Below are 15,749 nucleotides of genomic sequence, written 5' to 3'. Positions count from 1 at the left end.
TGGTGCTCCCTCCCGCCGTCGGACTTCCGCTCCCCCGGCGTCAAGACCCGGTTGTGCACGTACTCTCGAGTCTCTCCGGTCGCTGCCGGTTCTCACGTCACCGTGGCGTCACAGCCTCGTCCCAGGTACCGCGCCCACCCTCGCGTGACCGTACCCGGGTCACGACGATCAGGGAGGCGTGAGGAGAGAGGAGAGCGGGCATGCGGACGGATGTGCAGAAGGGACCGGAGATCTGGCTCCGCGGCCCGGTCGCCGTACCGGGGCCGGGACCGGTGGAGCCCGCTCATGCCCACGCCACCGCCCGGCGCTACTCCTGGGTCGCCACCCACGGCGGCGCCGGCGTCACCACGCTCGCCGCGGTCTTCGGCGGTCACGACTGCGGCCGTGACTGGCCTGGTCCCGGGGACCCGGCGTCCGTGCTGCTCGTGGCCCGTACGCACGCGTCGGGCCTCGCGGCCGTGCTGCGCACCCTGGAGGTGTTCCGGCTCGGGGAGGCCCCGCCCGGGCTCGACCTCGACGGGGTCGTACTGGTCGCGGACGCCCCGGGGCGGCTGCCGAAGCCGCTCGAGAAGCAGGTCCGGCTGATCGAGTCGGTCGTCGACGTCTACCGCGTGCCCTGGGTGACCGACTGGCGCCTGGGCGACCTCGGCGGCCGTCCGCCCCGTGAGACGGAGGCCCTCGCCCGGCTGACCGGAGCGGGCGAACGCCGCCGGTGACCGGCGGCCGGTGACCGGCGGACGACGTCCGGCGGATGGCGGATGGCGGCCGACGGGTCGCGGCCGGTGACGGGCGGCCGACATCCGGCGGTCGGTGACGGGCGGCCGGTGACAGGCGGCCGACATCCGGCGGTCGGTGATGAGCGGTCGGTGACAGGCGGCCGAGGTCCGGCGGCCGGTGACAAGCGGTCGGTGACAGGCGGCCGACATCCGGCGGCCGGTGACGGGCGGTCCGTGGACCGTGTCCTCAGGCGGTGATGTCCTTCGTGGTGAACCGCGCCCATGCCGCCGAGCCGAACACCGCCGCGTACAGGGCCTGGAGGCCGAGGTTCTTCGTCAGGTCGTCCCAGTAGACCGGCTCCCGCATCAGGTCCGCGAAGGACAGCCAGTAGTGGGAGAAGAAGTACGGCTGCACGGCGTGCAGTTGGGGGATCTGGTCGAGGATCTGGACGGTGATCAGCAGTCCGACCGTGGTCGCCATCGCGGCGATGCCGCTGCCGGTGAGCGTGGAGACGAACAGGCCCAGGGCCGCGACGCCCACCAGTGAGACGGCGACGACCAGGGCGATCAGCAGGGCCCGCCCCAGGCCCTCGGCGAAGGAGATCTGAGTACCGGAGATCGTCGTGAGATCACCGAGCGGGAAGAGGACGGCCCCGACGGTCAGCGCCGAGACCGCGACCACGAGGGTGGCCACCAGGCAGAAGGACATCACGGTCGCGTACTTGGTCAGCAGCAGGCGGGTGCGGCCCGCGGGGGCGACCAGGAGGTAGCGCAGGGTGCCCGAGTTCGCCTCGCCGGCGATCGCGTCGCCCGCCACGACACCGATCGCCATCGGCAGGAAGAACGGCAGCGTCGCGGCCAGTGCGGTGAAGACCAGGAACAGGCCGTTGTTGGTGATCTGCGAGATGAACGCCGGGCCGCCGCCGCCATCGCCGCGGCCGCCGCCGACCGTCGAGCCGCCGTTGGTCTCGATCTTGACCGCGATGCCGACCAGGATCGGCACCGCCGCCAGCACGGCCAGCAGCGCGAGGGTGCGCCAGCGCCGGAAGGTGGTGAGCAGTTCGCTGCGCAGGAGCCCGAAGGTCCACAGCGGCCGTGGTGCGCGCACCGCCTCAGCCTGCGACATCGAAACCCTCCCCGGTCAGTGCCACGAACGCGTCCTCCAGGGAGGCCCGCTCCACGCCGAAGCCGCGGACGCGGACGCCGGCCGTCACCAGCGCGGCGTTCACCTCCGCGAGATCGCGGTCGGGCGGCTCCGCGCTCACCCGGTCCTCGGCCACGACGACGTCGGCGGCGCCCTGCTCCTTCAGCACCCGGGCCGCGTCCCCGGGGTCGGGCGTGGTGACGACCAGCCGGCCGCGCACCCCCGCCGACAGGGCGGCCACCGGGCCCTGGGTGATCAGACGGCCCCGCGCCATCACCGCGGCATGGGTGCAGACCTGCTCGATCTCGTCGAGCAGGTGGGAGGAGAGGAAGACGGTGGTGCCGTCGGAGGCCAACTCCCTGACCAGGGAGCGGATCTCGCGCATGCCCTGCGGGTCGAGGCCGTTGGTCGGCTCGTCCAGCACCAGCAGCCTGCGCGGCTGGAGCAGCGCGGCAGCGAGACCGAGGCGCTGCTTCATCCCCAGCGAGTACGCCTTCGCCTTCTTGCCGGCCGCGGCCGTCAGGCCCACCCGGTCCAGCGCCGCCGCGACGCGGGTGCGCCGGGTGCGCGGATCGGCGGTCGGGTCGGCAGCGTCGTAGCGCAGAAGGTTGTCGCGGCCGGAGAGGAAGCCGTAGAGGGCGGGGCCCTCGATCAGGGCGCCGACGTGCGGGAGCACGGTGCGCGAGGCGCGCGGCATGGGCCGCCCGAGCACGCGCGCCGTGCCCGACGTGGGCTCGATGAGCCCCATCAGCATGCGGATCGTGGTGGTCTTTCCCGAGCCGTTCGGACCGAGGAAGCCGAAGACGCTGCCCGCCGGGACGGTCAGGTCCAGGCCGTCGACGGCGAGCTGCCCGCCGCGGTAGCGCTTGGTGAGCCCGTGGGTGGCGATGACGCCGTCACCCGGCCCGCCCCCCTCCGGCTCCGTGGCGGACGCTTCGCCCATCGGCTCCCTCGATTCGTCATACGCGCACGGCGGTCGACCGCGCTGTCTACTTCCCCGCGTCGGCGGCCTTCACCAGCGCGGCCTTGTTCACCGCGCCGACGTAGACCTTGCCGTCGTCGGTGATCAGGGCGTTGACCAGACGGGTCTTGAAGACCGTGCCCGAGCCGAACTTGCCGGAGACCTTGTCGCCGAGCGAGTCCAGGAAGCCACCGAACTGACCGCCGGCCCGGGAGCCGGACGGCACTCCCTTGCCGCCGGTGTCGAAGGTGGCGATGGAGTTCCAGCCCTTGCCGAGGACCTTCATCCCGCCGGCGCCCTCGGCGAGGGCCCCGCCGGGCATCGGTGCCCTGTCGGTGCCCTTGAGCCCGTGCCCGGCCCGGCCGCCCTCGGTGACCTTCGCACCCTTGGGCGGGGTGAAGTCGAAGGTCGAGGAGCTCGGCCGGGCGAAGGAGACCTGGGTGAAGCCCGCGTCGATCACGGCGGCGCCGCCGCTCGACGGCGTCAGCGTGAACTTCAGCGGCATCCCGGTCTTGGCGTCCACGGCCACGGTGATCTGGCCGACGGTCGACCCGGACTGCTTCGGCTTGACGACCAGTCGGTAGGCGTCACGGCCCGCGACCTGGGCGGTGCCCTGGACGCGCACGGAAGTCGTGGCGTCGACCGACTTCAGGGCCTCGTCGGTGAGGTCCTTGGGCGTGGCCGGGACGTCCTGCTTCTTCTGCGCCTCGGCGTTGTCGGCGGCGGTGGCGTGGTAGACCTCGTTCGACCGGCTGTCGTAGCCCCAGACGTCCTTGCCGTTGTGGATGAGGCTGTATTCCGCCGCCTTCTCCAGCAGCGAGACCTTCTGCCGGTCCGGGCCGTCGGACGCGACGCGCAGGGTGTGCGTGCCGGTGGCGAGCTCGGTGAGCTTGGAGCTGGGATCGGCGGACGAGCCGTCACCGGACCCGGCGGCTCCGGAGGCCAGGCTGTTCTCGAGCCCGCCGAGGTTCGGCAGGCCCAGATCCGTGCTGATCTTCACGGTGCCGGACATCTGCTGCACGTCCGACTTGGCGATCTTGTCGATGAGCTGCTGCGCGCTGATCTTCGGCAGGTTGGGGTCGCCGGAGTCGGCGAGGGCCGGGACGAGCCCGATGGTCGCCGCCGCCACCCCCACCACCGCGACCGGGACCACATACCGTGCGGCCTTGCGCCGGCCCGCACGGAGGTCGTCGGCCTCCTCGGCGGTCGTGCTCTCGTCGGATTCGTACGGTGCCATGTGTGCGCTACCTCCGTCGTCGGCGGCGGCTTGGCCAACTCGCGTGGTTCTGTTGCCCACCCCGTGCCGCCATTCTCACCCGAATCGGTGAGGAGTGGTGATTTCCGTGGTTTCCATCTCACCAAATCCGCCAGGAGGAAGCGTCAGACCGGGGATTCAACTCCGTGTACACCTGGGGTATGACGCGGGAGGGCGACGCCTCCCCCGACCCGTAGGGGTCGTACGGGAAATGGGCCCCGAAGGTGAGTCCCTGTCAGTTCCCGGCGGTCGGCCCCGACCCGTCGGTTCAGGTCCTTCCCGCGGACCGACCGGCGCCCCTGCGCCGGCCTCACGGCACCGACTGCGGAAGTGATCTCGTCACAGAAGCGATCTCGGATTGGACTAGGTCCAGGTCTGTGAGGTGCACCACAGCGGGCGAAGCGCAAGGCGCGCGCCCTTTTTCCGAGGGGTCTCGGACGGCGCGGGAAGACTCAGCCGACGCCACCGTGATGACTCAGCCGACGCCACCGTGATGACTCAGCCGGCCCGGGACGACTCAGTCAGCGCGGGACGACTCAGCCGGCCCGGGCGGACTCAATCAGCCCGGGAGGACTCAGCCGGCCCGGTGGACCACGGCGTCGCACATCTCCATCAGCGCCAGCTTCGCGTCGCACTCCGCAAGCGGGGCCAGCGCCGCACGCGCTTCCTCCGCGTACCGCACGGTGTCGCGGCGGGCCCGCCCCAGCGCGGGGTGCGTCCGCAGCCCGGCCAGCGCCTCCTCGAGCCGCGCGTCGTCACTCAGGTCGGAGTCCAGCAGCTCGCACAGGGCGATGTCCTCGGCCAGCCCCAGCCGCGCCGCCCGCTCCCGCAGCCGCAGCACCGGGAGGGTGGGAATCCCCTCGCGGAGGTCGGTCCCCGGCGTCTTGCCGGACTCCCGCGAGTCGGACGCGATGTCCAGCACGTCGTCGGCCAGCTGGAAGGCGACCCCGAGCCGCTCGCCGTACTGGGTCAGCACGTCCACGACCGTCTCGTCGGCGCCCGACATCATCGCCCCGAAGCGGCACGACACGGCCACCAGCGAACCCGTCTTGCCGCCCAGCACGTCCAGGTAGTGATCGACCGGGTCCCGGCCGTCCTGCGGTCCCGCCGTCTCCAGGATCTGCCCCGTGACCAGGCGCTCGAACGCCTCGGCCTGCACCCGGACCGCCTCCGGCCCCAGGTCGGCCAGGATGTGCGAGGCGCGCGCGAACAGGAAGTCGCCGGTGAGGACCGCGACCGAGTTGCCCCAGCGGGTATTGGCACTGTCCACACCGCGCCGCACCGCGGCCTCGTCCATCACGTCGTCGTGGTACAGGGTCGCCAGATGGGTCAGCTCGACCACGACGGCCGAGGGCACGACCCCCGGCGCGTAGGGGTCGCCGAACTGCGCGGCGAGCATCACCAGCAGGGGACGAAACCGCTTGCCGCCCGCCCGCACCAGGTGCTGGGCGGCCTCCGTGATGAAGGGGACCTCACTCTTGGTGGCTTCGAGCAAACCCTCCTCGACAGCCGCCAATCCGGCCTGGACATCGGCTTCCAGAGCCTGGTCCCGCACGCTCAGCCCGAACGGCCCGACGACGGTCACGAGGGGTCTCCTGTCTGCTGGTGTCCACTGGCGTTCTACGCGGTTTGTCGATAGGTCGCTGCCATCACTCAAGTCAGCGTATCCGGTCACCTTTCGATCACCCATGCCGCCCACCCGTCCACCACGGGCGGTATCGGATCACGACCGGTATGTTTTTGATCGCCTCATATGAGCTGATATCTACCGACTTGTCTACCGGCACTTCGGACGATCCCCGGGACGGCCACGGACCGCGACTCGAAGACCCTCGCGACATCACTCCTCCGGACCGCCACAGAGGGATTCCCCGGACCTCCGCGGAGGGCTCTTCCGGACCACCGGGGAGGACTCTTCCGGACCGCCCAGAGGGTTCCCCCGGACCACCACGGAGGGCTCTTCCAGACCACCCAGAGGGTTCCTCCGGACCGCCCAGAGGGTTCCCCCGGGCCTCCGCGGAGGGCTCTTCCGGACCCCGCAGAGGACGACTGCCCCGTGAACGATCTGCACCACACGAGGGGTTCCGCCGGGTGGGCCACGCGCCCCGGCAGCTCGTGATCATCGACTCTGATTCGTCCCTTTTTGACCTTCAATAGGACGGTCTGCGTCGAGGCCGAAAAGGTGACCCTCCACCGGACTTGGGGGCGACGGACCCCATGAGCGGCTGGTTGCACATGAGTTGAGCTCATTGCCCGATTTGCCGCTCTTGCGGATGCCAGTGAGTTGGGTCACGTCGGCCTGGGATCCGACGGCTCCTCAGCTTCCCCGTCATCCCGTCACGCACAGGCCAGTTGGGGATTGGCAACAGCAAAGGATCAAGCGCCCCACAAACCCCGACCAAGGTCAACAGGCGTGGTCTGTGAATCCGGCACTTGTTCCGGACATGTGCTCTCGCATACGTTCCCGGCCAGTCGGGCAGACGCCGAATCCTGCCGCAGCCCGGCCGACCCATCGACCAACCCACTCGCACGGCAGGAGCGGGGGACCCAGGTAAGTCGCCGGACCGGGCACCGCCCCGGACCGGCTGGGGGTGAAGTCGCGCCGCCCTTCGGCCGCGCGGCCGGGCAGCTCCCGCCCGAACCCGACAGCTCACCTCGCAGGCGCCGGAGAGGAATCCCCATGTCCGCTGCCGCTCGGCACCGCCGTCCCAAGAACTCCCGCCTCGCCCGCAAGCTCGCCGTCGCCGGCACGGGTGCCGCCGTCCTGGCCCTCCCGATCATCGGCGCGACCAGCGCCTCCGCGGCCACACCGACGACGCTCACCGCGACCTCCATGGGTTACGCCGACAACCTCGACGGCTGGATCCGGGCCTCCCTGCAGGTCATGTCGCAGCAGGGCATCCCCGGTTCGTACGACGGCATCTACCGCAACATCATGCGCGAGTCCTCGGGCAACCCCGCCGCCATCAACAACTGGGACTCGAACGCGCTGGCCGGCACCCCCTCCAAGGGCCTGCTCCAGGTCATCGACCCGACGTTCCTCGCCTACCACGTGCCCGGCACGCTGATGAACCCCTACGACCCGGTCGCCAACATCACCGCCGCCTGCAAGTACGCCGCCGCGCGCTACGGGTCGATCGACAACGTCTACGGCGCCTACTGAGCACTCCGCCCGCCCTGGCGCGGAATGCCGGCCCCTTGCTGCGAGTAGCCCGAAGCAGCCCAGGCCGACGGCTCACAGCTCACGGCTCACGGCTCACGGCTCACGGCTCACGGCTCACGGCGAGGAACAGTCGCTCGAGGACGACGGCGATGCCGTCGTCCTCGTTCGACAGGGTGATCTCGTCGGCCACCGCCTTCAGTTCGGGATGGGCGTTGGCCATGGCGACCCCGTGGGCCGCCCAGTCGAACATGGGGATGTCGTTGGGCATGTCGCCGAAGGCGATCGTCTCCCGCGGGCCGAGCCCCAGGTGCGCGGCCGCCAGAGCGAGGCCCGTCGCCTTGGTGATGCCGCATGGCTGGAGTTCGACGGTGCCGGGCCCCGACATGGTGACGGAGGCGAGCGAGCCGACCACCGAGCGCGCCGCCGCCGCCAACTCGTCGTCGGACAGGTCGGGGTGGCGCAGCAGCACCTTGCTGATGGGCGCGCACCACAGGTCGTCGCGCCGGTCGACCCGCACGGCCGGCAATGTGGGGTGCGGCATCAGATAGCCGGGCTCGATGAGCGTGAGCCCGTCCACACCGTCCTGGTCCACGGCCGCGAACACCTGGCCCACCTCGGCCTCGATCTTGCCGAGGGCGGTCTCGGCGAGCTCCCTCTCCAGCGTGACGGACCACAGCAGACGGTCCGCGCCGACGTCGTACACCTGCGCGCCCTGCCCGCACACCGCGAGCCCCCCGCTGCCCAGGTCGTCGAGGAGCGGCCGCACCCTGGGCGCCGGCCGGCCCGTCACGACCAGGTGCCGGGCCCCGGCCCGGGCCACCCGCGCGAGCGCGGCGAGGGACCGCTCGGACAGCGTGTCGTCGCCTCTCAGCAGCGTGCCGTCCAGGTCGGTGGCGATGAGTGCATATGCGGTGGGTGCGGCCATGATCAGAGAATACGGACCGGACGCGCCACCGACTCATCGCGAACCGGACGACCACGGCACCCACCGTGGTTCACACTCAACCTCCTTGCCTCCGCGGGCCCTTCGTCACCGCCCGGCGCCCCGGCCCCGGCTCTGCCCATGTGCCGCCACCAGGTGCCCCGCCAGCCTCGGCGAGGCGAACTCCGTGCCGCACACGAACCGCATCACCGGTCCGTACGACGCCGCCGCCGGCAGGCCCGTGAAGTACAGACCGGGGACCGAGGAGACGTATCCCGCGCCCAGCTCGGGCGCGCCCCGGCTCACCGCCAGGCGGGTGCGCAGTCCGTGCCCGAGGAAGTCCATCGCCGCGATGTCGACCCGGTACCCGGTGGCCGCGATCACGTGGTCGGCGGTCAGCTCCTGGGTGTGGCCCGCCTGCGTGCGGACCGTCAGCCTCGGGCTGCCGTCGGCCGCGTCCGCCCGCACGATCCGGTCGATCTCGCTGACCCGCACCTTGTCCTCGAAGCGGTCACGCAGCCACCAGGCGCCGAGCGGACCGAGGACGCGGCGCACGAGGTAGTGGCGGACCCCGGCCGGGAGGTGGCGGTAGGGGTGCGGGTAGTGGCTGAGCGCCCACAGGGACCAGGCGCGGCCGAAGGGCGACTCGGGACGCAGCCTGGGCTGCTTCCACGGCGGCGCCCCGAAGGCGACCTTGCCGCGGCCGCGGGAGACCACCCGCACCCGCGCGCCCGCCTCTGCCGCCAGCGCCGCCGTCTCCAGCGCGGACTGCCCGGCGCCGACGACGATCAGGTCCTGGCCGGCGTAGCGCGTGAGGTCGTGCTCCTGGGAGCTGTGGGAGACGGGGCCCGTGGGCGCCGGTCCGTCCGGCACGGCCGCGGCGAGCTCCGGCGGCAGGTGCGCGAGGCCGGACAGGCCGGTCGCCACGACGACCGCGCAGGCGGTGAACAACTCCCCCGAGTCCAGCTTCAGTTCGAAGCCGCCGCTCTTGTGCCGGTCCACCGAGACCACCCGCACCCGCTCCAGCTCGGGCACCAGCCTGTCCTGGAACCACTCGCCGTAGCCGATGAAGGTCTCGATCGGGATGATGTCCTCGTCCGTCACCAGCCGCCTGATGCCGGCCGCGTCGCAGTAGTCGGCGAGGCGGTGGCCCTGTTGCGGGGCGTCGATGCTGGAGGCGGCCGGGGTCGACTTCAGGAGCATGCCCGCGGGCATGTGGTCGCGCCAGCTGACCATGGGATCGCCGAAGACCCGCACCGGAACGCCACGCGCCGTGAGATGGGCGGCGGTCGACAGGCCGAACGGCCCGGCGCCCACGACTGCAACCGGTTGCATCACGAAGTCCCTCCCCAGGACGTCACTTCGTCACTTCGTGTCCGGCTCTCGCGGCTGGTCGGCTCCGCTCGGCTAGCCGCTCGAACCGGTGCCGCCGCCACGGCGGCTGGTCCGCCACAGCTGATACAGGTGCTTCGCGCCCGGCCGCACGAAGCGCGCGAGCATCGTCAGGAACGGCAGCGGGTCGTCACCCGCGAGCCAGGCCAGTTCCGTCCCGCTCGCGCGCGCCGGTGCGTGCGGCGTCGTGTAGCCGCTGCGGCGGTAGGCGAGCAGGGCCGGCAGGTCGATGTTCTCCACGATGTACCGGTGGCCGGCCCGTTGTTCCCCCTCCGGGACGGAGCGGCCGGTGAGGTCCAGGTGCATGGCGCGGACCACGTCCACCCCCGACTCGTTCTCGAAGAGCCGGAACTGGGCGCCCATGCGCGGGTTGAAGTCGAGGAGCTTGTACTGTCCGTCGCGCCGGTCGAAGCGCAGGTCGAGGTCGATGACGCCGGTGAAGCCGATCTGCTTGATGAAACGGCCGGCGAGGTCGGCGAGTTCCGGGTTGTCGACGACGTACGCGTTCGCCGTCATGCCCGCGTGCGGCGGCCAGGAGCGCACCTTCACTCCCGTGAACATGGCGAGCGGGGTGGAGTCCCGGTCGAAGTAGGCGTGCACGATCCAGTCCTCCGCCTCCTCCCGCGGCAGGTACTCCTGGAGGATCACCCCCGGGCACTCGCCCCAGTCGCGGGCGAGGCGCAGCAGGCCCTCAGGGGTGGCGATCCGCGTCGTGCCGTTCACCGCCGGCCGCCTGCGCCGCACGAACGCCTCACGGTTCTTGGCCACCACCGGGAACCGGGCCTTCTCGGCGAAGGCCACGATGTCGTCGTACGACTGCGGAAAGGCGGCCGCCGGGCTCGCGATGCCGTGCTCCACGCACAGCTCGTGCAGGCCCTGCTTGCTCGCGAGGCGGCGCGGCAGGGCGGGGTCGACGGGGGGAAAGAGGAAGCTGCCGGCGAGTGCGTCCTGGTGCTCGGCGATCAGGACGGCCGCCTCCTCGTCGGTCGGGACGAGGACGGTGGGACGGCCGATGCCGCGGCCGATCCGGATCAGCCCCTCCACCAGCTGCTCCGGGTGCTCCGTGCCGGTGGTCGGCCAGGTGAAGGCCTTCTTGAGGTAGCGGGAGGAGGCGGCGGGTGTGTAGCGGTCCTCGGTGATCGCGTACATCGGCACGCCGAGGCGGCCCAGGGTGCGGATCGCGCCGACGCCGCCGTGGTGCAGCGGATAGTCGCCGATCTTGACGATCAGGCCGGGCACGTCACGGTCGGCCTGAAATGGCGCACTGCCGCTGCTCCTGGCCACGGGTCCCCCCACGTGTCCCCCCTACGGACCGGACCCACCCCGTCCGTGTCCCCCAAAGGACGCTAAGCCGGAATTGAGTGCTCCGACAAGACCAATACGGACATTGCAATCTCTTTAGACACTGCCCAAGCGGGCAACTCCGCCGTAACGTGTGGCCCGGCCACATGACGGCCCGTGACAGAACGCTCGCGACCCGGTGAGAGTGAGGCAGCCACCCCATGCCCCCCTTCGATGTCCCCGAGGGCGACCCCTTCGGACCGCACAACCTTCCGTACGGCGTCTTCTCACCCGGCGATCCGGAGCGGCGGACCGTCGGCGTCCGGCTCGGCGACCACGTCCTCGACGCGGGCGCGGCGGCGCTCGCGCTCGGCTCCCCCTACGCCTCCCTGCTCGCCCGGCCCTCGCTCAACCCGCTCCTCGCCGCGGGCCGCACCGCCTGGTCGGACGTACGGCGCGCGCTGACGGCGTGGGTGACGGTGCCGGCGCACCAGGAGGCCGTCGCGGCCTTCCTGCATCCGCTGTCCTCGGTGACGCTGCACCTGCCGTTCGAGGTCGCGGACTACGTCGACTTCTACGCGTCCGAGCACCACGCCCGCAACGTCGGGCAGATCTTCCGCCCGGACGCGGCGGACTCGCTCACGCCGAACTGGAAGCACCTGCCGATCGGCTACCACGGGCGGTCCGGCACGGTCGTGGTGTCGGGCACGGACGTCGTACGGCCCTCCGGCCAGCGCAAGGCACCGGCGGACCCGGCGCCCGTCTTCGGGCCGTCCGTCCGCCTGGACATCGAGGCCGAGGTCGGCTTCGTGGTCGGCGTGCCCTCGCCGCAGGGGACACCGGTGGCGCTCGGCGACTTCCGGGAGCACGTCTTCGGGCTGTGCCTGCTCAACGACTGGTCCGCACGCGACATCCAGGCCTGGGAGTACGTCCCCCTCGGCCCGTTCCTCGGCAAGTCCTTCGCGACCTCGGTGTCGGCCTGGGTCACCCCTCTGGACGCGCTGGAGGACGCGCGCGTGGCGCCGCCGGAGCGCACCCACACGCTGCTGCCCTATCTGGACGACACCCAGGGCGCCGGCGACGAGCCCGGCGGCTACGACCTGCGCATCTCCGTCGCGCTCAACGGCCATGTCATCTCCGAGCCGCCCTTCTCCACCATGTACTGGACGGCCGCTCAGCAGCTCGCTCACATGACGGTCAACGGCGCCTCCCTGCGCACCGGCGACCTGTACGGCTCGGGCACGGTGAGCGGCACGGAGCCGTCCCAGCGCGGGTCCCTGCTGGAGCTGACCTGGAACGGACGCGACCCCCTGGAACTCCCCGACGGCAAGCGGACCTTCCTGGAGGACGGAGACATCGTGACCCTCTCGGCGTGGGCGCCCGGGCCGGGTGGAGTGCCGGTGGGACTCGGGGAGGTCAGCGGGCGGATCGTGGCCGGGACGCGGGAGTAGGGGCAGCCGGGCGGGGGGGCAGCAGCCGGTGGAGGCGGGTCCGGGTGGGGGTCAGCGGCCGGGTGGGGGCGGTTCCGGGTGGGGGTCAGCACCCGGGTGGGGGCGGGGCCGGGCCGGTGGTCGCGGCAAGGGCGTTGCGGGAGGCCTGAGTTGCAGGGCGTGACGGTGGCCGCACGGGACGTACGGGATGGTCATCGTCTCCTGACTCCCGCGCCGTTCGCCGTCATACTGTCGGCGGGCGTCCCGCGCGCCGAGCCGCAACGCCCCGCCGCAGCACCCCACCGCACCGCCCCTCCTCCGACCAGGAACCGGAGACCGTGGCATGACCGTCTGCCTGCTCCTGTTGAGCTTCGTCGCCCTGATGGCCGCCGTGCCGGTTCCGCGTGCGCTGGTACGGGCGGCGTGGCCCGAGCGGGAGCCCGTGGTCGCGCTGTGGGTGTGGCAGTGCCTGGTCGCCACCGTCCTGCTGTGCTGTCTGACGGCGCTGGTGCTCGGCGCGGCCGCCGTCTTCCACACCTTCCGCGACCACGTCTTCGCACCGGCGCCGCCGGCCGTGACCGCGGCCTACGACCTGACCGCCGCCCCGTCCTGGGCCGCCACCCTCACCCTCCTGCTGGCCTGCGGCGCCGCCTGGACGACGACGATGCTCGCGCGTGAGCTCGTCGAGGCACGCCGGCGCCGCGGACAGGCGCGGGCCCATCTGCGCGAACGCGTCCCCGAGCTGCCCGCCGGGCTGGAGGAGGCGGCGCGCGGTCCGCTGCTGGTGCTGGAGGACGAGTACCCCGACGCCTGGTGGATGCCGGGTCACCCGCCCCAGCTCGTGGTCACCACGGGCGCGCTGCACCGCCTCACCGACCACCAGCTCGACGCCGTCCTCACCCACGAACGCGACCACGCCCGCGCCCACCACGACTGGCTCCTGCACCTGTCGAGCGCGCTGGCCACGGGCTTTCCCCGGGTTCCGCTGTTCGCCCACTTCTGCGAGCAGACGCACCGGCTGGTGGAGCTGGCGGCGGACGACACGGCGTCCCGGCGGTGCGGCCACCTGACCACCGCACTGGCCCTGATCGAACTGAACCAGCACCGCGGGGTACTGTCCTGCGCCTCCAGCCACCGCCTCCTCGGCGAACGGGTCGACCGTCTGCTCAAGCCTCCGCCACGGCTCGGCCGCCGGCACCGGGCCCTGACCACGACCGTCGCCGCGCTGGTGCCCCTGCTGCCGCTGCTGATCATTTTCGCGCCTGGACTGACGGCGCTGGGCTGACGGCCGCTCGTCGCGCCGCCGTCGCACGCGACCCGGCCGCCGTGACGTGGCCGCTGCGGGAGGGCGCCGGTCCGCCCCTCATATCCAGTCGTCCGGTTCCGGCTCCGCGTCCGTCTCGGGCCAGTCGTCCTCGGCGTCCGTACCCGTACCGGTACCCGTACCCGCGTCCGTGCCCGTACCTGCGTCCGTACCCGTACCCGCGTCCGTACCCGTCGCGCGGGCGCCCTCGGGAGCTGCCGCGGGCGCCGGGTCGGAGGCGCCGTCCAGCGAGGCCAGTACCGCCAGCACGCCCTCCCCGTACGTCGCCAGCTTCTTCTCGCCGACGCCGCTGATGCCGCCGAGCTGCCGCACCGACGTCGGCCAGGCGGTGGCGATCTCGCGGAGCGTGGCGTCGTGGAAGATGACGTAGGCCGGGACGCCCTGTTCCCGGGCCTGCTCGGCGCGCCAGGCGCGCAGGGCCTCGAACGCGGGCCGCAGTTCCTCCGGCAGCTCGGCCGCGGCGGCCCTGGCCTTGCGCTCACCCTTGCCGGAGGACGCCGGCCGGGAGGCCGCAGGCTTCTTCGGCTCCTTGCGCAGCGGCACCTCGCGCTCGCGCCGCAGCACCGAGCCGCTGTCCTCGGTCAGCACCAGCGTGCCGTACTCGCCCTCCACCGCGAGCAGTCCCTGGGCCAGCATCTGCCGTACGACACCGCGCCATTCGCCCTCGGTGAGCTCCTCGCCGATGCCGAACACGGACAGCTGGTCGTGGTCGAACTGGATCACCTTGGCCGTGCGCCGCCCGAGCAGGATGTCGACGATCTGGACCGCGCCGAACTTCTGCCCGCGCTCGCGCTGGAGCCGCACCACCGTCGACAGCACCTTCTGGGCGGCGATCGTGCCGTCCCAGGTCTCCGGCGGGACGAGGCAGGTGTCGCAGTTGCCGCAGCCGGCCGGCTCGGGGTCCTGGCCGAAGTAGGCGAGCAGCTGTCCGCGACGGCACCGGGACGTCTCGCACAGCGCCAGCATCGAGTCCAGATGGGCGGCGGCCCGGCGCCGGAACGCCTCGTCACCCTCGCCGGTCTGGATCAGTTTGCGCTGCTGTATGACGTCGTTGAGGCCGTACGCCATCCATGCCGTCGAGGGCAGTCCGTCCCGGCCGGCCCGCCCCGTCTCCTGGTAGTAGCCCTCGACCGACTTCGGCAGGTCGAGGTGGGCGACGAAGCGGACGTCCGGCTTGTCGATGCCCATGCCGAAGGCGATGGTGGCGACCACGACCAGGCCCTCCTCGCGCAGGAACCGGGACTGGTGCGCCGCGCGCGTGCCCGCGTCCAGGCCCGCGTGGTACGGCACCGCCTCGATGCCGTTGCGCGAGAGGAACTCCGCGGTCGCCTCGACCGACTTGCGCGAGAGGCAGTACACGATGCCCGCGTCGCCCGCGTGTTCCTCCCGCAGGAAGCTCAGCAGCTGCTTCTTGGGGTCGGCCTTGGGCACGATCCGGTACTGGATGTTGGGCCGGTCGAAGCTCGCCACGAAGTGCCGGGCCGCCGGCATGTGCAGCCGCTCGGTGATCTCCTGGTGCGTGGCGTGCGTGGCCGTGGCCGTGAGCGCGACGCGGGGGACCTCCGGCCAGCGCTCGCCGAGCAGCGAGAGGGCGAGGTAGTCGGGGCGGAAGTCGTGGCCCCACTGGGACACGCAGTGGGCCTCGTCGATCGCGAAGAGCGCGATCTTGCCGCGGGAGAGCAGGTCGAGGGTCGCGTCCAGGCGCAGCCGCTCGGGCGCCAGGTACAGCAGGTCCAGCTCGCCGGCCAGGAACTCGGCCTCGACCACCCTGCGCTCGTCGAAGTCCTGCGTGGAGTTCATGAACCCGGCGCGCACGCCGAGTGCCCGCAGCGCGTCCACCTGGTCCTGCATCAGCGCGATGAGCGGGGAGACCACGATGCCCGTGCCGGGTCTGACCAGGGCCGGGATCTGGTAGCACAGCGACTTGCCGCCGCCGGTCGGCATGAGGACCACGGCGTCGCCGCCGGCCACCACGTGCTCGATGACCGCTTCCTGCTCGCCGCGGAAGGACTCGTAGCCGAAGACCCGGTGGAGCGTGGCCAGCGCCTCGCCGTCGGTCAAGCCTGGCATCTCGATGGTTCCGCCCGTCCCGCTCATCGTCGTGTCCCCCGTACGTCGTCCCTCGACCACTGCCTCAACGATAGGGGCCCGCACCGACAGC

12 protein-coding genes are annotated in these 15,749 nt (G+C 72.0%); 4 read left to right on the top strand and 8 right to left on the bottom strand.

Annotated elements, in window-relative coordinates:
- Positions 1 to 200 precede the first annotated feature (200 nt).
- A complete protein-coding gene (locus tag ACJ9NR_RS23285) occupies positions 201 to 716 on the top strand; it encodes a hypothetical protein (protein WP_412494274.1) in 516 nt (171 codons plus the stop codon).
- Positions 717 to 963: 247 nt separating this feature from the next.
- Here ACJ9NR_RS23285 and ACJ9NR_RS23280 read toward each other — a convergent pair whose 3' ends face one another.
- The 4 genes from ACJ9NR_RS23280 to ACJ9NR_RS23265 all read right to left on the bottom strand — a co-directional run bounded on the left by ACJ9NR_RS23280 (position 964) and on the right by ACJ9NR_RS23265 (position 5,661).
- Positions 964 to 1,842, bottom strand: coding sequence for an ABC transporter permease (locus tag ACJ9NR_RS23280; RefSeq protein ID WP_412494273.1), 879 nt, complete (start codon positions 1,840 to 1,842; stop codon positions 964 to 966).
- On the bottom strand, positions 1,829 to 2,803 hold the full coding sequence (locus tag ACJ9NR_RS23275) for an ABC transporter ATP-binding protein (protein ID WP_412494272.1): 975 nt from the start codon (positions 2,801 to 2,803) through the stop codon (positions 1,829 to 1,831). The genes ACJ9NR_RS23280 and ACJ9NR_RS23275 overlap by 14 nt, the downstream gene beginning before the upstream one ends.
- A 46-nt stretch (positions 2,804 to 2,849) precedes the next feature.
- On the bottom strand, positions 2,850 to 4,058 hold the full coding sequence (locus ACJ9NR_RS23270; protein ID WP_412494271.1) for a LolA family protein: 1,209 nt from the start codon (positions 4,056 to 4,058) through the stop codon (positions 2,850 to 2,852).
- Between the two features lie 592 nt (positions 4,059 to 4,650).
- Positions 4,651 to 5,661 carry a polyprenyl synthetase family protein gene (locus ACJ9NR_RS23265; protein ID WP_412494270.1) on the bottom strand — a complete coding sequence of 337 codons (1,011 nt, stop codon included), beginning with the start codon at positions 5,659 to 5,661 and terminating at the stop codon, positions 4,651 to 4,653.
- A gap of 1,095 nt (positions 5,662 to 6,756) precedes the next feature.
- On the opposite strand from ACJ9NR_RS23265, the gene ACJ9NR_RS23260 reads away from it, so the two are divergent.
- On the top strand, positions 6,757 to 7,239 hold the full coding sequence (locus tag ACJ9NR_RS23260) for a transglycosylase SLT domain-containing protein (RefSeq protein WP_412494269.1): 483 nt from the start codon (positions 6,757 to 6,759) through the stop codon (positions 7,237 to 7,239).
- Positions 7,240 to 7,339: 100 nt separating this feature from the next.
- Here ACJ9NR_RS23260 and ACJ9NR_RS23255 read toward each other — a convergent pair whose 3' ends face one another.
- The 3 genes from ACJ9NR_RS23255 to ACJ9NR_RS23245 all read right to left on the bottom strand — a co-directional run bounded on the left by ACJ9NR_RS23255 (position 7,340) and on the right by ACJ9NR_RS23245 (position 10,837).
- On the bottom strand, positions 7,340 to 8,164 hold the full coding sequence (locus ACJ9NR_RS23255) for a Cof-type HAD-IIB family hydrolase (protein ID WP_412494268.1): 825 nt from the start codon (positions 8,162 to 8,164) through the stop codon (positions 7,340 to 7,342).
- 105 nt (positions 8,165 to 8,269) lie between these two features.
- Positions 8,270 to 9,499 carry an NAD(P)-binding domain-containing protein gene (locus ACJ9NR_RS23250; RefSeq protein ID WP_412494267.1) on the bottom strand — a complete coding sequence of 410 codons (1,230 nt, stop codon included), beginning with the start codon at positions 9,497 to 9,499 and terminating at the stop codon, positions 8,270 to 8,272.
- Positions 9,500 to 9,568: 69 nt separating this feature from the next.
- Positions 9,569 to 10,837: a carboxylate--amine ligase gene (locus tag ACJ9NR_RS23245; protein ID WP_412494266.1), complete on the bottom strand. Its 1,269-nt coding sequence runs from the start codon at positions 10,835 to 10,837 to the stop codon at positions 9,569 to 9,571.
- A gap of 218 nt (positions 10,838 to 11,055) precedes the next feature.
- Between ACJ9NR_RS23245 and fahA the strand changes: the two genes are divergently transcribed.
- Together fahA and ACJ9NR_RS23235 are read left to right on the top strand one after the other, a co-directional pair.
- Entirely contained in the window at positions 11,056 to 12,285 is a 1,230-nt protein-coding gene (fahA, locus tag ACJ9NR_RS23240; protein WP_412494265.1) for a fumarylacetoacetase, read from the top strand.
- Between the two features lie 322 nt (positions 12,286 to 12,607).
- Positions 12,608 to 13,549 (top strand): M56 family metallopeptidase, encoded by a 942-nt coding sequence (locus ACJ9NR_RS23235; RefSeq protein WP_412494264.1) that lies wholly within the window; start codon positions 12,608 to 12,610, stop codon positions 13,547 to 13,549.
- Positions 13,550 to 13,627: 78 nt separating this feature from the next.
- Here ACJ9NR_RS23235 and recQ read toward each other — a convergent pair whose 3' ends face one another.
- Entirely contained in the window at positions 13,628 to 15,685 is a 2,058-nt protein-coding gene (gene recQ, locus ACJ9NR_RS23230) for a DNA helicase RecQ (protein ID WP_412494391.1), read from the bottom strand.
- Positions 15,686 to 15,749: the final 64 nt, after the last annotated feature.

The organism is Streptomyces sediminimaris (genome assembly GCF_047049295.1).
Taxonomy (GTDB): Bacteria; Actinomycetota; Actinomycetes; order Streptomycetales; family Streptomycetaceae; genus Streptomyces; species Streptomyces sediminimaris.
This window is presented reverse-complemented; position numbering and strand designations above follow the sequence as displayed.